The following is an 18,471-nucleotide window of genomic DNA, read 5'->3' as shown; positions in this document are numbered from 1 at the left end:
TCCGCCGAAGACCATCGCGAAAAGGCTGGCTGGTGCGGCGATCGCGCGCCGCACCAGCCCATGCTCGTCAGTAGACGTCGTTACGCGTGTTGAAGACGTTGAACTTGCCGGTCGGGGTGACCAGTCGCCGGTCACGAATGACCGTCTTCAAGGTCAAGGTCTTGTCGTCGACGACGACGATCGCCGAGTCCTGCGCCTTGTTGTTCCACACGGAGAACCAGATCTCCGTGCCGTCCTTGTTGAACTCGCCCTGCACCACGCGGCGGGCGCCTTCCGAGATGCCGGACCACTGACCGATCGGCAGCACCTTGTAGGTCGGCTTCTCCTTGGCGAGGTCCTTGATCTTGAACACCGCGACCGACGAGGAGATCTCGGCGTCCGTGTTCAAGGGCGTGTCGACGTAGAGGTTCTCCGACTTCGGATGCGTCTTGATGAAGAGCGATCCGCCGCCCTGCCCGTCGACCGTCTGCACGACCTTCCAGGCGAACTGCTTGTGCTTCTCGGGGTCGGTGCCGATGAAGGAGATCTGCTCGCTGCCGAGATGGCTGGTCGCCCATACCGGCCCGAACTTCGGATGCTCGAGATTGGCACCGCGTCCGGGATGCGGGGTCTGGCCGCCGGTTTCGACGACGCCGACCAGCTTGTCCTCCTTGGTATCGACGATCGCGACCTTGTGGCGGGCATTCGCCGCGACCAGGAAGTAGCGGCCGGTCTTGTCGAACCCGCCGTCATGCAGGAAGCGCTCGGCTTCGATCGACGTCACCTTCAGGTTCTTCAGATCCTGATAGTTGACGAGCAGGACCTGGCCGGTCTCCTTGACGTTGACGACGAACTCCGGCTTGAAGTGCGAGGCCACGATGGAGGCAACGCGCGGCTCCGGGTGATACTCCTGCGTATCCTCGGTCATGCCGCGGGTCGAGACCACCTTGAACGGCTCGAGCGTCGCGCCGTCCATCAGCACGTATTGCGGCGGCCAGTAGGCTCCGGCGATCGCATACTTGTCCTCGTAGCCCTTGAACTTCGAGGTTTCGACCGAGCGCGCCTCGGTGCCGATCTTCAGCTCGGCGACGGTCTGCGGCGGATCCATCCAGAGATCGATCAGGTTGAGCTTGGAATCGCGTCCGATGATGTAGAGGTAGCGCCCCGATGCCGACATGCGTGAGATGTGCACGGCATAGCCGGACTTCAGGATGTGCTCGATCTTCTTGGTGTTGCCGTCGATCAGCGCGACCTCGCCGGCGTCACGCAGCGTCACCGAGAACAGATTGTCGATGTCGAGCTTGTTCATCTTCTTGGTCGGCCGCTGCGCGACCGGAACCAGGACCTTCCAGCTGTCCTTGATCTCTTTCATCCCGAACTCCGGCGGCTGTGCCGGGGCGTTCAGGAGGTAGCGGGCCATCAGGTCGATGTCGGCCGCCTCGAGCTGGCCCGAGGTGCCCCAGTTCGGCATGCCGCCGGGCGAGCCATAGGTGATGAAGTCACGCAGATAGTCGAAGCCGAGCTTCTTGGTGAGATCGGGCGTCAGCGGCTTGCCGGTCGCGCCCTTGCGCAGCACGCCGTGACAACCCGCGCAACGTTCGAAATAGATCTGGTTGGCCTTGTCGAACTCGGCCTTGGTGAGGTTGGGATCGCCCGGCTTGGTGCCGGGCTGCTCGGTCGCGCCCTTGCCGAGAACGTCCAAGCTCGGCTGGTATTGACCGCCCGGGGTCGTCTTGTGCTGCTCGACATCGGCAGGTTTCGGCGTCGGAGCCTGCTGCTGCGCGTAGCCGATCGTCGTCGCACTCAATAGCATAAGGCTCGTTGCTGCAACGCAGCTTGCAAGCTTTGGAAACAGGGAAGCTCGGCCTCGCATTACATTCCTCCAGCATGAGAATCCGATGGGGCCTTATGCAGGGATTCCGGCGATTGCTCCTTGACCGCGGTTAATCGGAACATTGATCCACCTCAATGCGCTCGCCCCGTAACGCTGCCTGATCCGTCGCATGCGATCGTCTGGGATCATCTCCGCCGCTGTACGGCACACCCTGTCCGCACTGGCGACGCTCTCCGTGATGTTCTGCAGCGCACACGCAGCCGACCTCAGCATCGCCGCCAAGTTCTTCTCCGAGCCCGTCGTGATCGAACGTGCCGATGGCAAGCCTCCCGCAGCATTGGTGCGGGCTGCGGACGGGCGCGTGCTCGGCTACGCCTTCTCAAGCCTCGATGTCTCCGGCTCCGTCGGCTATGCGGGCCGGCCGCTCGATATCGTCGCGGCGGTGACGCCCACCGGCATCGTCGCCGGCGCCGAGATCGTCGCGCATGAAGAACCGATCCTCGTGATCGGAATTCCCCGCGATGCGCTGGCCGCCTATGTCGCCAGTTTCCGTGGCTTCGACGTGCGCGGCGGCACCACGCTCACATCCGCTGGTGAGACCGCGCGCGGCCCGCACGCCGTCGCCGGCGCGACCATAACGAGCACCGTGATTCGTGATGCGATCGTGCGCTCGGCGCGCGCCGTGCTGCGCAGCCGGACCAGCGCGCCCGAGCGGGCTGCACGGCTCGACCGTGAAACCCTGCGCCGGTCCTCCTGGGCCTCGCTGCTCGCCGAGGGCGCGGTGCAGCGACGGCTGGTGAGCCGTGGCGAAGCGGCAAAGCTGCTCGGCACGCGCGACAACGAACCCGACAAGGCTTTCATCGATCTCTGGATGGCGCTCGCCACGCCGCCGCCGATCGGCGAGAGCCTGCTCGGCCAGCGCATTTACGAGAGCGAGACGGCGAAGATCGGCCCCGACGACGATCTGCTCCTAATCGGCGCGTCCGGACTCTATTCGTTCAAAGGCACGGAGTGGCGTCAGGCGGGGACGTTCACCCGGATCGAGATCGTCCAGGGTTCGCGAACGCTGCGTCTCAAACCGGCCGATCATACGGCGGTCGAGCAGCTGCACGCCGCCGGCGCGCCGGAGCTGCGCGAGATCGCCGTGTTCCGCATTCCGCAGGCGAGCGGCTTCGATTCGACCAAGCCGTTCCGGCTCGACGTCGATCTCGGCGCCGGCGCCGCACCGAGCGGTCCCGCCGTGGTCTCGCTCGATTATCGCATTCCCGAGCGTTACCTGATCGCCGCGCCCGCCGAGCCGCCCCCGGCATCGACGACGGCCGCCCCCGCTCCGGTGCAGGCGGTGTGGCAGGAGATCTGGTGGGCGCGACGCTACGAGATCGGCGTGCTCGGCGCGATGCTGACGGTGCTGGCGGCCATCCTGATCTTCCAGGACACGGTGACGGCGCATGGGGTGTTCTACTATCGGCTCCGCACGGGCTATCTGCTCCTGACGCTGGTGTTCCTCGGCTTCATCGCCAACGCGCAGCTCTCGGTCGTCAACGTCCTGACCTTCATCCATGCCCTGCTCTCCGGCTTTCGCTGGGAGCTCTTCCTGCTCGATCCCCTGGTATTCCTGCTCTGGAGCTTCGTCGCATTCAGCATGCTGTTCTGGGGCCGCGGCGTGTTCTGCGGCTGGCTTTGCCCGTTCGGCACGCTGCAGGAGCTCACCAATCAGCTCGCGCGTCGGCTCGGCATCAAGCAGATCGAGATCCCGTTCGGGCTGCACGAGCGGCTGTGGATGATCAAATATGTCTTCTTCGTCGCCATCCTGGCGATCTCGCTGCGCTCGATCCTGACGGCCTTCCAGCTTGCGGAGGTCGAGCCGTTCAAGACCGCGATCACCATGAAGTTCCTGCGGGAATGGCCGTTCGGCGTCTATGCCGGGCTGCTGCTGCTCGCCGGCCTGTTCGTCGAGCGCTTCTACTGCCGCTATCTCTGCCCGCTGGGCGCGGCACTCGCGATTCCGGCCCGGATGCGGATGTTCGAATGGCTCAAGCGCTACCGCGAATGCGGCGCGGAATGCCACGTCTGCGCACGGCGCTGCACCGTGCAGGCGATTCATCCGCTCGGCCAGATCAACCCCAACGAATGCATCTATTGCCTGAAGTGCCAGGCCAATTATTTCGACCAGGACGTCTGTCTGCACCTGAAGAAGCGCGCACAGCGGCGCCAGCCGTTGCCGCAAGCTCCTTCCCAGCCGTCGTGAGGAGACACGATGCTTCCTGATCGTCCGACACGTCGTCGCGCCATCACCATCTTCGCATCGGCCGCTGCGGTCGCCATCGCGGGTCCCGCCAGTCCAGCCCGGGCCGATTTCGAATGGCGCGGCACGGCGATGGGCGCGGATGCGCGCATCCTGTTCAACGATATCGAGCCGGCAGCAGCAAAAGGAATCGCCGCGCTGGTCGAAGCGGAGATCGACCGCCTGGAAAACGAGCTGAGCCTGTTTCGATCCGGATCGGAGCTGTGCAGGCTCAATCGCGATGGCGCGCTCACCGCGCCGGGCGGCGATCTGCGTCGCGCATTGGCGCTGGCGCTCGATATCGCAGCCGTCACGAACGGCTTGTTCGACCCGACCGTGCAGGCGCTGTGGGAAGCCCATGTCGATTGGTTCGCGGACAGGAGCCACACCGGCCTGCCGCCGCAAGCAATCATTGCCCGCGCAAGGCAGGCGGTGGACTGGCGAACTGTCAGGATCGAGCCGGATTCAATTCGTCTCGGCGACAACCAGCGTCTGACGCTCAATGGTCTTGGCCAGGGTTACGTCACCGACCGCGTGGCGGACATGCTGGCGGCGAAGGGATTCGCCAACATCCTGGTCGATCTCGGGGAGATGCGGGCGATTGCCCCGCGCCGCGACGGATCGCCATGGCTGATCGCGCGCGGCGGCGCCGGCCCGCTGCAGCTGGCGGAAGGTGCTCTTGCCACGTCAGAAGGCTCGGGCTGCGTGCTCGGTGCCGATGGCGCCGCGCACCATCTGTTCGATCCGCGCAGCGGCCGCAGTGCGGCCCATTGGCGCACCATCATCGTGCACCATCGCTCGGCCGCAATGGCTGACGCCTTGTCGACGGCGCTCTCCATCGCATCTGCGGATGAGATTCAAGCATTGCTGCCCCGGCTGAGCGGCACGGCGATCTGGGCCACCGATCCGGCAGGGCGTCGTTCAACCTGGGCCGCCGGCCCGCACGACGGCATCGTCGGCTGAGCGACGATGCACACCGGGCGAACGGTCGGCCCGCGGGGCGATTGGTCTTAGGCTGCTGGTCTTGGCTTACTTGGTCTTGCCGTCGCCGTCGTATTGCTTGAGATAGGCCCAGAGATTCTTGGCCTCGGCTTCGTTCTTGATGCCGGCGAATGCCATCTTGGTGTTGGGCACCTTGGCCTTGGGATCCTTGATGTAATCGAGGAAGCTCGCTTCATCCCAGGTGATGCCGGAATTCTTGTTCGCGTCCGAATAATTGTAGCCGGCAACCGATCCCGATTTGCGGCCATCGAGACCGTTGAGCACCGGGCCAACCTTGTTCTTCGCGGTTGCGCCGACGTCGTGGCAACTGGCGCATTTCTTGAAAGCGGTGGCGCCCGCCGTGACATCCTGCGCATAGCCGGCACTGACCGAAGCCGCAGTGACTGCAATTGCGATTAGGACACGCCTCATTTCATCATCTCCTGTGTGAGTGAAATTAGTCGGGTTACGCCTCGAATACGCCGGCGCGGGTTGTGGAAAATGAAGGGAGACTGGCGTTCGCCAGCCTTGGGAGCATGAGGATCACGCCGGCACCGATTTCACCTCGGGCCGGATCGCCCGTGGCGCGGGCGGCTCGGCGCACATCATCCTCGGTTTCACGGGGCAGCGCGCACTGATGCGATCGCAGGCCACGAGCTTGCAGAGCTGGGCCATGTCGCGCACCGCCACGTTCGATGCGCGCACGTCGACACCCACCAGGCGCAACTTGGCGAATACGCGCGAAAGCGATTCCGGCTTCAGGCCGAGCCTGCCGGCGATCAACGATTTGTCGTAGGGCAGCGTGATCGTGCACGGCCCCTTGGTCCGGGGCGCCAGCGAGGCAAGAAACTCGGCCACCCTCTGCGTCGCGCTCTGCGCCATCAACTGCTCGATCTGCTGAACCATGCGGTGCAGATGTTGCGAGGTCGAGGCGATCATCGCGATCGCAACATCCGGCATCTGGCGAATGCAGGCGATGACGTGGTCGGCCGGAATGACCATCACCCGGGCCGAGGTCACGGCGCTGGCGGTAGCAGGATAGCGGCCGGACGTGAACGTGACGGCTTCGGCCAAGCTCTCACCCCTGGTGACCACATCGAGCACGGCCTCGTCCCCGGCGGGAGTGACCCGGTACAGCTTGATCCAGCCATCCAGAACGACGAAGAACGCCTGGGCCGGTTCGCCCTGACGAAACAGCGTATGACCGGGACGGAGGTTGAAGATGCTGGCTGGCCCGAGCAGGACCGCGAGCGCCTGCGGCTCAAGTCCGCTGAACACCGGAATTTCCGCGGCGATCTCAAGATCAACCGGAGTGGGCGCCATCATCGTCTCATCCCTGATGTTTGATCTTGGTGTCTGAATATTGATCATCCATCGCGTCATATTTTGAGCTGGATCAACTCCACCGAGGGGGCGGCTCGCCAAGAGGACGCTGCGTCGGAGCACCCGCGATGCAACAATCGCCCTATTTTCATCCAGCCCTCTTTGTGGGAGCGCAAACTCCTGCGCGTTCACGACGACTGGACACCTGCAGTCGGCTCGGCGTGCCGTCACTCAATCGAGCGATTCATTCGACCCGCGACCTCGGTCAACCTAGAACGTCCCGGCGATGGTAAGCCGGAACGTCAACGGTTCCACGGGGTGCAGCACGTGGTCCATTACGCCGTTCTGACAGACCGACGTCGGCGCGGTGCCTGCCGTGCAGAGGTTATAGAGCGTGTCGGTCTTGAGCAGAGACCCATAGGCATAGGAGATCTGGTTCGCCTTCGTATTGAGGAGGTTGAGCACGTCGAGCTGGAGACGCCAGCCGTTGTCGATGCGATAGCCGAGGCGGCCGTTGAAGATGCTGGTCGCGGAAGTGCGGAACGCGTTGTCCTCGGTCAGCGGGCTCGACGCCAGATAGCGCCAGCGCAAGGCTCCGAACCAGCCGGTCTTCTCGCCCAGCGTGACGCCGGCCGATGCCACCATTGCCGGCGCGTTCGGAATGTAGTTGCCGGGCGCGTTGCCGATCTGCGCCTCGGGATAGCCGGCGAGCGAGGCATAGACCTCCGCCTGCGCGCTGTCATAGCCGCGGAAGCGCGCATGCGTCATCGCGAGATCGGCGTCGATGTCGATCCATGACCGGGGCCGATAGTGGTTGGTCCATTCAAAGCCGTAGCGGCGACTGGCGCGGGTCGCCGAGGTGTCGCCGGCATCGCCGGAGAACAGGATCTCGGAATCCTGGTCGAGGATGAAGAGGCTGAGCGAGCTGTCGAGGCCGGGAACGATCCTGCTGCGCACGCCGACCTCCGCCCCCTTCGTCCGAACCAGCAGCGGCGACGGCGTCAGCCTGGTCGCGGGATCGCTGGGATCCTCCGTCGTGGTGGCGCCGCGGGCGTCGTTCGAGTGCATGCCGTAGCCGGCGCCGAGGAAGAACTCGGTCTGATTGAACGGGCCGAGCACCATCCTGAATTTCGGGCTGCCGAGCGCGGCATCCGCGCGGCCGGAATTGCTGGCGTTGAACAGCGAGGTCACGTCGGCTGCATAATAATCGCCGCGCCAGCCGACGCTGGTCCGCAGCCAATCGGTCCATCGCACGGTATTCTCGGCATAGAGGCCGACGCTGCCCTCGCCGACCTTGTCACTGCGGATGTTGGAGAGAAAGCCGCGCCGGAACGTGTTGGTGAGCGCGAGGTCGATCGCATCATAGCGCGATTGCAGGCCGAAGGTGGTTTGCATCGGCAACCCTGCGAACGAGCCGTTCAGCGTGCGCGAGATGTTGGCACCCACCATCAGTCGGTCGTCGTCCTGGTGGAACTGATCGCCGAGCACGGGATCGCTGAGGTAGTAGGTGAAATTGTTGAAGAGATCGAGCTGGCTCTTCACCACGTAGGCGTTGGCCTTCCACGAACCCGCATCGTCGGTCTGCGCGACGCGGCCCGAGAGTGCGAAGCGGTTGGTGTTGCCGCCGTCGCTTGGATCTTCCGAGCCGAAGCGGCTGAGAAAGCCGGATGCGATCGCACGTTGCGGCACCTGGTCGGTCGAATTCCATCCGTTGGCATAGGCCATGCCGGTGACGGACACGCCATCGGTCGCGGTGCCCTGGCTGTAGCGCACGAGGCCGTTGAGCTTGCGCACATTGTCCGGATTGTCCCACGGGCCGTTGTAGGTGCCGATCTCGCCGGCCACGAGCAGCGCGCCGTCACCGACCTTCGCGGAATCCATGCCGAGCAGACGGCGGTAGCCGAAACTGCCGACGCTCACCTGCGCCAGCCCCCTGGTGCGGTCGATCAAGCCGACATGGACGCTTCCGACCGAAGCGAAATCGCCTTCCTCGGCAAAGTACGGACCCTTGCGCACATCCACCGCCGCGACGGTTTCCGGGATCAGCCAGTTGAGATCGGCATAGCCCTGGCCGTGCGCGTGCGTGCGCATGTTGACGGGAACACCGTCGACGGTGATGGCGAGGTCGGTGCCATGGTCGAGATTATAGCCGCGCAGAAAATACTGGTTGGCCTTGCCCTCGCCGGAATGCTGCGTCACGATGAGACCCGGCACGGCTTCGAGCGCTTCGCCCGGCCGCGTGAACGGGCGTGCGTTGAGCTGTTCGCCCGAGATGGTGATCTCGCTGGCCATGCTGGTCGGGTTCTTCGCACCAGATGCGACGCTACGCACATCCTCCCCTTGCGCTGCCGCTGGAGACACGAAGATCCGACGGCCGGCCGGCGACGGCTTGCCGGTGTGGCGCGATGCGACCGGCTTCCTGCGCGCCGACGTTTGGCCGCCACCGATCTCGATCGGCGGCAACTCGCGTGAGGTGTTGCTGCTCTGCGCGAAGGCGCGGCCGTCATCCGCAAGCAGCACCAGGGCCGAGAGTGCCGTCAGCGCGCCGCCGCCGAGGCGGGGCTCACGCCGCTTCGGTTGCATCGGCGCATTCCAGAGCTTTCGTTGCGGCCCGATGCCGGCTACCCTCGAAGAGGCGACGATAGAACACCACCGAGACGAGCCAGGCGATCGCAAACAGCGCGATCACGGCGAAGCCGACATTGGCGAGCGACTCGTTGAGGCCCTCGACCAGCGTCCAAACGCCGCCGGACAGGCCGAGCCGGTCGGCGGCGAGCCCGAGCGCCTCGATCCCGCCGATGAGCAGCGCAACCGCCACCGAGGCGCCGGTGATCGTGAGATTGTACCAGAGCTTGCGCAGGGGATCGACGAAGGCCCATCGATAGGCACTCACCATCAGCGCGGAATCGGCGGTGTCGACCAGCGCCATGCCGGAGGCGAACAGCGCAGGGAAAACCAAGACATCGGCAACGGACGCACCGCGCGCGGCTTCGGTGGCGGACATGCTGAGCAGGCCGATCTCGGTTGCCGTGTCGAAGCCGAGCCCGAACAGGAAGCCGAGCGGATACATGTGCCAGGGTTTCGTGACCAGGCGGAACAGCGGGCCAAGCAGTCGCGCCAGGAAACCGCGATTGGCAAGCAGCCTCTCGAGTCCTTCGGCATCGTGAACGCCCTGCTCCCGCGCCGCGCGAAACGTCCGCCACAGCCCGGCGAAGATGACGAGATTGATGGCCGCGATCGCGAGCAGGAACAGCGCCGACACCGACGTGCCGATCAGGCCGCCGATCTCCTTGAGCAGGCTGTCGCCGCCGAGGCCGACCACGCCGAGCGCGAGCAACGAGGTCGCGACCACGACGACGGTGGAATGGCCGAGCGCGAAATAGAGGCCGACGCTGTGCGGCGCACCATCCGTCTGCATCAACTTGCGCACGACGTTGTCGATGGCGGCGATGTGATCGGCATCGACGGCGTGGCGCAGGCCGAACACCCAGGCCAGCAGCGCAGTCGCCAGCACCGTCGGCCGGTCTCCGAACAGCGCGAAGGCCCAGGCCCAGGCGGCAATGTTGGCGGCGATCAGCCCCCCGAACAGCACCAGCGTTCCGGATTCGATCGTCCGAAAAGTCAGCTTCACCGCCTGCTCCATCACTCCCGCCCTGCAGTATGATGTTTATCAAGAACTCTCATACTGACAAGAGCAAGAGCCGCGCCACTTTCGGCCCTACGGCCAAAGGCGCGTGGAAAGGGAGATCACCCCATTGATTAAATAAAGGATTTTTGAAACTCCCCGCACGGCGCGGGAGCGGCATGCGGTGCGGCGATAGGCAAGCAAGTATCCACCTTGCTGACCAAGTTGACCGCCTCCCGACGTTCGTCATCGATGGTCGCCGGCGGGTGCGCTACCGCCAACGGCTCTCTGACGATCATTCCGTCAAGACCGCGTGGGGCGTTTCACATGTCCACGGTCATCGACAGGAGATATGTGCGTGGCGCTCCCAGGAAGAACGTTCCGAACGAAGCCACGCTGGACCAGTAACTCTCGCCGGTCACATTCTGGATGTTTGCGCGGAAAACCGTCTTCTTGCCGTTGATCGCCGTGATGTAGCGAGCGCCGAGGTCGAGTCGCGTCCACTCCGGAATCGACTGCTTGTTCGCGGAGTCGATGAACTGCCTGCCCGTGTAGATGACGGCTCCGTTCACAGTGAGATCTCTCATCCACGGGAGGACCCACTCCGCACCAATATTGGCCTGTACGTTCGGCACGCCGATCGGCGTGTTGCCCACATTTGCAGCGACGGCGGTCTTCGTCAGCGTGCCATCCAGCAGCGAGACGCCTCCAAGGATACGAACATCCGGCCTGAGCTCGCCGAAGACGTTGAACTCCAGCCCGCGGACTCGTTGTTCGGCGGTCGCCGCGAACCGCCCGGCGGAGAGCTCGCCGCTCGCCTTCGAAATCTCGAAGGCGCTGAAGGTGGTTGCGACCCGGCCGAAATCCACCTTGATGCCGGCCTCGTATTGCTTGGCGACGTAGGGCTGCAGCACCTCGCCGAAATTGGACGCGGTCTGCGGAGCGACGTCGCCCCGGGCGAGACCTTCGACATAGTTCGCGTACAGAGAGACGTTATCCACGGGCCGGACGACGAGCCCGACCACCGGGGTCTCTGCGCTCTTGTCATAGGACGACGTCAGCGTTCCGACGTTGGAGAGATAGTTGTTGGCCTCGATGCCCTGGCGCCGGACACCGAGGGTCAGCAGGACACGCTCGTCGAGCACGGACAAGGTGTCGGCAATCGAGAGCCCCGTGAGCTCGCTGTCCGAGAGCCGCGGACGGCCGCTGATCTCGTTCGCGAACTGGGTCGGCGCGACGGACGGATTATAGATGTTCGACGTGACCAAAGTGCCGTTGGTCAGCCGCCGGTACAGGGCGTCATGATAGACCGAGGCCTGAACGGCGAGAGCATGATGGACGAACCCCGTGTCGAAACGGGCGCGGACGCCGCCATCATAGGTGGTTCGATCGATGCTGAGGCCGAAGTACTGGGGCGTAGAGGTGGTATCCCCGCTATTGTTGACGATCGTCGGAAGACCGAAGAAGCGCTCGACATTGGTCTTGGAGCCGCCGACATCCGCGAACAGCGTGACCTGGTCACTGACATCGTACTCGGTCCGCAGCAAGGCGGATTGGTCGGTGATGCGCGACCATTCCCAGGGCTGGGTCACGTTCAGCCTGCCGTCCGGCGCCTTCGGCACCTGCAGACCGGTCGCCATCAGAAAGGGACGCGACGGCGCATCGAACCGATCGGTCTGCGCGATGAGATAGAGCCATGACCTGAAGCGCTCGCCCCGATAGTCGAGCGCGAGCGATCCGACACCGGTCGTTTCGGATTGGCGATCGATCGGCGTGTTGCCGTCGCGAACGCTTCCGCTGGCGCGTACGCCCCATTCCTTGCCATCGCCGTAACGCCGCGCAACGTCCCAGTGACCGCCGAAGCGCGCAGTCGAGCCGTAGCTTGCGGTCAGACGGGTCAAATCCTCTTCCGCGCGCTTGGGCACGACGTTGATGACGCCGCCGACGCCGCCATTGGGTGCCATGCCCGACAGCGCGGCCGAGGGACCCTTGAGCACTTCGATGCGCTCGACGTAGTCGGTGAAGATGCGATAGGTCGGCGCGATTCCGTAAAGCCCCTCGAAGGCGAATTCGCCATTGTTGCCTTCGTTGATGGGAAATCCGCGAATGTTGAAGGAATCCACCACTCCGCCGGTCGGGTGGGAGCTTCGCACGGAGGGATCGAGGATCAAGGCATCCGCACCGGTTGCCGCCTGCTGATCCCGAACGAGCTTGTCGGTATAGCTCGTCGCGCTGAACGGTGACTTCATGGTGCTGGTGTTGCCGAGCAGCCCGAGCCGCGCGCCCTCGGCCACCTGGCCGCCGGCGAATGGCGGGGTGACAGCGAACTGCGATCGCACCGCGACCGCTGGAGCTTGCGGTACGCGTCGCGCGGTCGATCGGACGCGGGCATCATTTCGCCTGGTAGGCGCACGACGGGCCGACTGTTTCGCCGGCGCTTCGACGGTCACCGGTGGAAGAGAGCTTCCGCCTTGCGATGTCTGGGATCGCGCAGGCAATTCGAACCACGTGAGCAACGCCACTCCACCCAGCAGCGCCACTGCTACGCGCGCCACCGTCCCAACCCCACCCCTACGCCGCATTCCCAGCAAGTCCTTCATCAATAGCGCGCAGCCGCCGTGAAGCGGCTTCGCACCTGGCCGGCAACGGTCATGGACCGAAGAGCAGCTCCTCGCATCCGAGCCCGGCCGGCACATATGCCCCGTCGATCAATTGCTCTGCAGACGCGTACGCGTTCGCTGCCATCGTCCTGGCGGCGACATTCGAATGCGAGCGAGCTGCCTTGCCTCTTTAGGAAGACGTCATCGTGACGGCAACGCAATTGCGTGCGCCGAGACTTAGAATGCCTCGATCATCAGCGATCGACGGGCGAATGCCTGGAACGATTCAAATACGCCTTGGATAATTCGCGCTCAGTCGCGCTTGAGCCCGATCGACTTGACGATGGGAGCAAGATGAGCCAGTTCGTCCTCGACCAGGCGCTGAAATTTGTCGGGACCTGAATCGGGGTCCGGCTCCAGACCTTGCGAACGATAGCCTTCCTGCAGATGAGGATCGTCCATCGCCGTGCGTGTCGCCGCGGCGATCCGCTCCACGATCTTATCCGGAGTCGCTCTTGGAGCGAACAAGCCAAACCAGCCGGCATATCTGAGGCCCGGCATGCCGGCTTCGGTCACCGTCGGAATCTCCGGCGCGCCGCTCAACCGATGATCGCTGGTCACCGCGATCAGCCGCAGCTTGCCCGCAGAGTGCAGTTGCAGGATCTGGCTCGACACCACGGCGATCACCGAAGATATCTGCCCACTCACCAGATCGTTGGTCGCGGGCCCCATGCCCCGATAGGGAACGTGGACGAAGTCCGCGGCAAGGCCCGATTGCTGCCTGAACAATTCCCCGACGAGATGATTGCCGGTGCCGACGCCCGGAGTGCCGTAGGAAAGCTTGCCCGGATTGGCCTTGGCAAAAGCTACCAGCTCCCGCAGGTCCTTGACCGGCAAGGACGGATGAACCGCGAATGCGAGCGTGCTGGTGATCAGCCGGTAGATGGCGCGGAAGTCACGAACCCCGTCATAGGCCGGCTGCGCCGAGGACAACGGAATCATCACCTGCGTGCTGCCATTGCCGAGCAGAAGCGAATAGCCGTCGGGCGCGCTCTGCGCCACCGCGGCGGAGCCGATCGCGCCACCCGCGCCGCCGATGTTCTCGACATAGATCGGCCCCAGCAGCGGGGCGACCCTGTCGGCCCAGGGACGGCCGATCTGATCACCTGCGGCGCCGGCCGTATAGGGAATGACCAGCCGGATGGGCCGGACAGGGTAATCGTCGGCGGCTGCGCCACCGGACCAGGCGGCCAGCGCCGCTATCCGGGCTGCCTTATCAAGCAGTTCTCGTCGTGAGAGGAGAGTCATTGGCTGCGAATTCGGGACCATGTAAGCGTGCGACACGATTGTGGAGGCCAGGCGGCTCCGGGACTTAAGGATTTGGTAACGATACCAACGCGATTGAGCACATTAATGCAAATCGTGCGCCGCCGGTGTCTAGCCCGAAACGACCCTGCTATAAACCGCAGCTACGGCTCGATCGATCTTCGCGAATTGTCCGGTTTCCCTGATTGCGCATGAACAAGCCCAGCAACAATTTCGACATCGGCATCGAGCCGTCGTTCGACTTTCTGTCTCCGGAATATGCCGAGCTGTTCGATCGCTCGGCGGCTACCGCGTTTCAGCACCCGATCTGGCTGCACAGCCTCTATGCCCGGCTTGCCTCGAATGCCGGTGCAACACCTTTGATCGTCGTGGTCCGCCACCGCGCAGCGGGTGCCCTCGCGATGGTGCTGCCCCTGCTCCGGATCCGGCGTGGTCCGATTCGAACCGTCGAGTTCGCCGACCTGCGCGTCTCCGACTATCTGGCACCGGTTTGCAGCCCGGAGGTTTTTTCGCAACTGCTCGACGACGCGGCAGCATGCGCGCAGATTCAGCGCCTCGTTCGCCCTTTCGATCTGCTGCGCATGACCAAGCTGCCCGACGCGCGGCTGCCGATCGAAAACCTGCTGGCGACATCCCGTCGCGTCTCGATGGACACCAACGCCTACGCGACGGTTCTCGTCGCGCCGTTCGAGCAATGGCGGTCCAGCGCGATCGATCGGTCCTACCAGAAGGAGCTCGCAAAGAAATATCGCCAGCTCCAAAAGAAGGGCGAGCTGAGCTTTTCATGCTGCGGCGACGGCACCTCCGTGCTCGAAGCGCTCGAAGTGATGAAGAAATTTCGCGGTCCGCGCTTTCAGGCGCAGGGCGACGGAGACCTGCTTCAGCGTCCCGAATATTTCGGCTTCTATTCCGACGTGGCGCTCCGTGGTCTCGGCAGCTTTGTGCGCCTCTACGCCATGAAGATGGACGGCGAAGTGATCGCCGCCGTGCTCGGACTGTGCCATCGCGGCAGCTTCCTCATCATCATGAGCGCCTTCGACATTTCCGGCTACAAGAGCCAGTCCCTGGGCGCGCTGATGTTCGAGCAGGTCGCGCGCGATTGTATCGAGCGTGGAGACGAGATGCTCGATTTCACCATCGGCGACGAGCCATACAAGAAATTGTTCGGCGGGCAGCCTTCGCCGATGTGGGCGGTCACGCAGGTCGGCAGCACCGCCGGCGCCGTCGCGCTGTTTGCGCTGAAGCAGGCGCCGTGGCTGAAGCTGGCGGCCAAGCGGCTATCGGATCTGCGGCTCCTGCCCGCCCGCACGCCAACGCCCACGCGCTGATCCATCGGCGGGTGAAGACGCGCGGAGCTCAGGCGCGCAGCGCGCCGCGAACGCGTCCAATCCAGCCCGGATGCATCTGATCGACGCGATGCGTCAGGCTGCGCCGCAGGAAGTGCAGCCGGCGCCGGACATCCCAGCCGATATCGTCGCGAGACGTCAGGGCCTGGCGGAAGCGAGCCATCTTCAGAGACTGCTGGTCCGCCGCGATCTTGTCGCGATCGGAATAGAACTGCGAGATCTTGTCCTGGCCCATGCCAGGGGTCGTGAGCCATCTCGGCGCATATTCGGTGCAAAGACGATCGACGTCCACCAGCAGGCGCGCGACGCCCGTCCCGGCGGCGGGACAATTGGTCTGGAAGGCATCACCGATGAGCACGATTCCGGGCTGAAGGTGTCCTTCGACGACGGTCAGATCCATCACCCAGTTCTGGACCTTGTCGATGACGCGGAAATCGCCGAGATAGGTCCGCAGTCCCGGCAGCAGACGCAAGACCGTTGCTTCCGGCTCGCGACGCAGCTCGCGCATGATCGGATCGGTCGGGTCACGGAACATGAAGAGATTGGCCCGCATGCCGGCGCGGACGGGAAACAGGCTGAGATAGTCGATGCCGTCCGCCGTGCGCTCGCCATAGCAGGTCAGCGCCGCGAAATCGAACGGGCGACCGTCTTGGCGGACAATCGTGAAACCGAACGACACCGAATGGCGCTCGGCCAGAATCCGTCGCTTGATACCGAGCTTGTATCCAAGAGCCGTCGCCATGCCGATCGCAAGCACGACGAGGCGCGCGGTCACGCGCCGCCCCGAGGCCAGCTCGAGACGCTGGACGTCGTCGCTGCTGCTGACCGCGGTGACCTCGTCGACGATCAGGCTGGAGGGATCAGGTATCTGGCTGCGCGCCATGGCAACGAGATCGGCATAGGAGAATCCATAGGCCTGACCGACGCTGACATCGACCACCTTGCCTTCCCGGATGTTGAGCACCTGGTCATATCGACAAGCGACGTTTTCGAGCGCGTTGAAGAAACCCAGCTTGCGCAACAACTCCAGTTGATGGCCGCCGATCTTCTCGACCCGGAATTCGTCCGGATGAACCGCGCGCTTTTCGATCAGGGCGACGCGATGCCCTGCCCGCGCCAGCACCGCAGCCGCAAGCGATCCTGCAAGGCCGCCGCCGACGATCGCGATGTCCGCCGCGATACTCGAAGTGTCGGCTGCGGCGTTCGGCTCGGTCACGGTTCTATCCGCCGTCATGATCTGGGCTCCCACGGTCAACTAAAGTCGCACGTGCAATTCTCCCGCCTGATCTGGCATCGCAGGGCCAAATGCGATGATTTCTCGATATCGAGGTTAACGAGCGGGAAGGCGGCCTCTCCCAGCGACGGCCGGCACGTCTCTTGCTGGGGAAGCTCCGTCAATAGCGGCTTTTGACAGCGTGGCGGCCGATCCCGGCGAGCCGTCCCGCAGTCAAACCGCTGGTCTCTCCTTTCTCCGCCGTCGTCGCCGCGCTACGCGACCGGTCGGTCCGAACCGCGCCTTGCTCTATTTGGGACAATGGGGACGACGATGTTCCACAGTGAAGCAACCGACGTCGCCTCGATATCGTCAGCGCCGGTGCGGACCGGGACGCTGCCCATTAACACTCGGGGCTTGTCGGCATGCTAGGTTGTCGCCAATACCGGAACATGTCTCTTCAGGAGAGAGCCGCTCCTTAGATTTCCATGATCGAATTCATCCTCCAGCTGTTGCGGCGTGACGTCACGCGCGGTGTCGTCGGTACCATCCTCCTCAAGGTTGGCAGCGGCGCACTTGCGTTTGCGCTGTTCTCGCTGGCGGCGCGAACGATGTCGCCCGACGGCTTCGGCATCTTTGCGACCTGGCTTTCGGTTGCGCAGATCGCCGCCGTCATCGGACTGGTCGGGCAGGAATCCTTGCTGGTTCGCTTCCTGAACGAATACCAGGTCGGCGAGCGGCCGGACCTCACCAAAGGCGTGCTGCTGTCGAGCTTCAAGATCACGTCGGTCGCCATGCTGATCGTGATTGTCGGCATCGCCATCGCGGCGAACATGAGAGGCGACTGGTGGGTGCTGATCCTCGCGGTGTCGGCCTACACGGCGGTGAACGCCGGCGTGATGCTCGGCAGCCAGGTCGCACGCTCATTGGTCAGCATCCTCATGGGCGAAGGAAATCGCGAGTTCTTCTGGCGGGTCATCGTCGTCCTCTTCCTGCTCGCCATGCTGCTCGTACACCGGAAGCTTGATCCCGCCGAGTTGTTCGCGGTGATGACCGTTGCCATGTCCGTCAGCCTCGCTGCGCAGATCATCTCGATCGCACGCGTGCTGCCTGATCTGCGCGGCACGGCTGCGCGTTCCGAAACATCTCGCTGGAACTCGAGCGCCCTTCACTTCTGGCTCGCATCCATCCTCGAGGTCGCAAACCAGTATTTCGACGTCATCCTCGTCTACTGGATGCTCGATCCAACGACGGCCGGAATCTATTTTGCCGCCTCACGCCTCGCCAACATCTTCGCCATGGTTTCGGCGGCATTGTACACGTTCGGCGCGCGCCGCCTTCCCTCGCTGTATTTCAGCAAGAACCATCTGGAGTTCGAGCGAACGCTGCGGTTGATGGCGGAAGTGACGGCGCTTTGCGTGGCCGCCGGGCTCGCCACCGTCTGGGTCGGCGGCCCCTATCTCCTCAACCTGTTCGGACCTCATTTCACCGAGCAGCATTCGGTCTTGATCGTGCTCGCAATCGGAACGGCCATCCAGGCCGCTGGCGGCCCGTCCGCAGCAATCCTTCAGCTGACCGGCCACGAACGGATCTATGTTCCCGTCGTCGCCGCCAACGTCGCGCTGCGGCTCGCGGGATTTCTCGTCCTCATTCCCTGGCTCGGCTTGCTCGGCGCGGCGATTTCCGCCACGGTGTCGCTGGCGCTCGCAACCATTGCGCTGAACGTCCTCTGCCGCCGGCGAACGGGCGTGGATCCTTCAATCCTCGTGCTTTTGCGCTTCGGCGCCCTGAAGCGCGGCAAATATGCCGTCCGCGGCATCGACCCCGGTGAATAGTCCGCAATCGTGGCATCGCTCTGCAGCCCTTGGCCATGAGTCTGCGCCGCGCAGGTCCGATTGGTTAACGCGCTTCCTGCGCAGCGTTCGGGAACCAGTAGAATGGCTGCGCGAACGATCTCAAC

At 64.1% G+C, this 18,471-nt stretch carries 12 protein-coding genes; 4 read left to right on the top strand and 8 right to left on the bottom strand.

Translation table 11 applies throughout. From position 1 onward, the window contains the following. Nucleotides 1-67: 67 nt before the first annotated feature. On the bottom strand, nucleotides 68-1,786 hold the full coding sequence (locus tag UNPF46_RS05565) for a nitrite reductase (RefSeq protein ID WP_283811654.1): 1,719 nt from the start codon (nucleotides 1,784-1,786) through the stop codon (nucleotides 68-70). 196 nt (nucleotides 1,787-1,982) lie between these two features. On the opposite strand from UNPF46_RS05565, the gene UNPF46_RS05560 reads away from it, so the two are divergent. Continuing rightward, nucleotides 1,983-4,061 carry a NosR/NirI family protein gene (locus tag UNPF46_RS05560; protein WP_142249351.1) on the top strand — a complete coding sequence of 693 codons (2,079 nt, stop codon included), beginning with the start codon at nucleotides 1,983-1,985 and terminating at the stop codon, nucleotides 4,059-4,061. A 9-nt stretch (nucleotides 4,062-4,070) separates the two neighbouring features. Beyond that, nucleotides 4,071-5,060 (top strand): FAD:protein FMN transferase, encoded by a 990-nt coding sequence (locus tag UNPF46_RS05555; RefSeq protein ID WP_142249350.1) that lies wholly within the window; start codon nucleotides 4,071-4,073, stop codon nucleotides 5,058-5,060. A 66-nt stretch (nucleotides 5,061-5,126) separates the two neighbouring features. Here UNPF46_RS05555 and UNPF46_RS05550 read toward each other — a convergent pair whose 3' ends face one another. The 6 genes from UNPF46_RS05550 to UNPF46_RS05525 form a co-directional block, all read right to left on the bottom strand. After that, on the bottom strand, nucleotides 5,127-5,510 hold the full coding sequence (locus tag UNPF46_RS05550; RefSeq protein ID WP_142249349.1) for a c-type cytochrome: 384 nt from the start codon (nucleotides 5,508-5,510) through the stop codon (nucleotides 5,127-5,129). A 111-nt stretch (nucleotides 5,511-5,621) separates the two neighbouring features. After that, complete coding sequence (locus UNPF46_RS05545) at nucleotides 5,622-6,449, bottom strand: Crp/Fnr family transcriptional regulator (RefSeq protein ID WP_246668604.1); 828 nt, start codon at nucleotides 6,447-6,449, stop codon at nucleotides 5,622-5,624. A gap of 222 nt (nucleotides 6,450-6,671) precedes the next feature. Further along, entirely contained in the window at nucleotides 6,672-8,984 is a 2,313-nt protein-coding gene (locus UNPF46_RS05540; protein ID WP_142249348.1) for a TonB-dependent receptor, read from the bottom strand. Further along, nucleotides 8,965-10,044 (bottom strand): HoxN/HupN/NixA family nickel/cobalt transporter, encoded by a 1,080-nt coding sequence (locus UNPF46_RS05535; RefSeq protein ID WP_142249347.1) that lies wholly within the window; start codon nucleotides 10,042-10,044, stop codon nucleotides 8,965-8,967. Before UNPF46_RS05535 ends, UNPF46_RS05540 begins: the two co-directional genes overlap by 20 nt. A 305-nt stretch (nucleotides 10,045-10,349) precedes the next feature. Continuing rightward, nucleotides 10,350-12,365 (bottom strand): TonB-dependent receptor, encoded by a 2,016-nt coding sequence (locus UNPF46_RS05530; RefSeq protein ID WP_246668603.1) that lies wholly within the window; start codon nucleotides 12,363-12,365, stop codon nucleotides 10,350-10,352. A gap of 573 nt (nucleotides 12,366-12,938) precedes the next feature. After that, a complete protein-coding gene (locus UNPF46_RS05525) occupies nucleotides 12,939-13,934 on the bottom strand; it encodes a Bug family tripartite tricarboxylate transporter substrate binding protein (RefSeq protein WP_142249346.1) in 996 nt (331 codons plus the stop codon). Nucleotides 13,935-14,143: 209 nt separating this feature from the next. Here UNPF46_RS05525 and UNPF46_RS05520 point away from each other — a divergent pair, with 209 nt between their 5' ends. After that, nucleotides 14,144-15,280, top strand: a complete 1,137-nt coding sequence (locus tag UNPF46_RS05520) for a GNAT family N-acetyltransferase (RefSeq protein ID WP_142249345.1) — start codon at nucleotides 14,144-14,146, stop codon at nucleotides 15,278-15,280. A gap of 28 nt (nucleotides 15,281-15,308) precedes the next feature. Here the strand turns inward: UNPF46_RS05520 and UNPF46_RS05515 are convergent, their stop codons facing one another. Then, a complete protein-coding gene (locus tag UNPF46_RS05515) occupies nucleotides 15,309-16,532 on the bottom strand; it encodes an FAD-dependent oxidoreductase (RefSeq protein WP_142249344.1) in 1,224 nt (407 codons plus the stop codon). Nucleotides 16,533-16,999: 467 nt separating this feature from the next. On the opposite strand from UNPF46_RS05515, the gene UNPF46_RS05510 reads away from it, so the two are divergent. Then, nucleotides 17,000-18,346, top strand: coding sequence for a lipopolysaccharide biosynthesis protein (locus UNPF46_RS05510; protein WP_100177726.1), 1,347 nt, complete (start codon nucleotides 17,000-17,002; stop codon nucleotides 18,344-18,346). Nucleotides 18,347-18,471: the final 125 nt, after the last annotated feature.

Origin of the sequence: Bradyrhizobium sp. UNPF46 (assembly GCF_006658625.1) — a bacterium.
GTDB classification, from domain to species: Bacteria; Pseudomonadota; Alphaproteobacteria; order Rhizobiales; family Xanthobacteraceae; genus Bradyrhizobium; species Bradyrhizobium nitroreducens.
The sequence above is the reverse complement of the archived record's forward strand: the minus strand, read 5'-3'. Positions and strand labels throughout refer to the sequence as shown.

What these genes read in the sequence shown, in the direction of transcription:
- UNPF46_RS05560 (WP_142249351.1), top strand. Translation starts at nt 1,983, where the DNA reads ATGCGATCGTCTGGGATCATCTCCGCCGCTGTACGGCACACCCTGTCC.
- UNPF46_RS05555 (WP_142249350.1), top strand. Translation starts at nt 4,071, where the DNA reads ATGCTTCCTGATCGTCCGACACGTCGTCGCGCCATCACCATCTTCGCA.
- UNPF46_RS05550 (WP_142249349.1), bottom strand. Translation starts at nt 5,510, where the DNA reads ATGAGGCGTGTCCTAATCGCAATTGCAGTCACTGCGGCTTCGGTCAGT.
- UNPF46_RS05545 (WP_246668604.1), bottom strand. Translation starts at nt 6,449, where the DNA reads ATGATCAATATTCAGACACCAAGATCAAACATCAGGGATGAGACGATG.
- UNPF46_RS05540 (WP_142249348.1), bottom strand. Translation starts at nt 8,984, where the DNA reads ATGCAACCGAAGCGGCGTGAGCCCCGCCTCGGCGGCGGCGCGCTGACG.
- UNPF46_RS05535 (WP_142249347.1), bottom strand. Translation starts at nt 10,044, where the DNA reads ATGGAGCAGGCGGTGAAGCTGACTTTTCGGACGATCGAATCCGGAACG.
- UNPF46_RS05525 (WP_142249346.1), bottom strand. Translation starts at nt 13,934, where the DNA reads ATGACTCTCCTCTCACGACGAGAACTGCTTGATAAGGCAGCCCGGATA.
- UNPF46_RS05520 (WP_142249345.1), top strand. Translation starts at nt 14,144, where the DNA reads ATGAACAAGCCCAGCAACAATTTCGACATCGGCATCGAGCCGTCGTTC.
- UNPF46_RS05515 (WP_142249344.1), bottom strand. Translation starts at nt 16,532, where the DNA reads ATGACGGCGGATAGAACCGTGACCGAGCCGAACGCCGCAGCCGACACT.
- UNPF46_RS05510 (WP_100177726.1), top strand. Translation starts at nt 17,000, where the DNA reads ATGATCGAATTCATCCTCCAGCTGTTGCGGCGTGACGTCACGCGCGGT.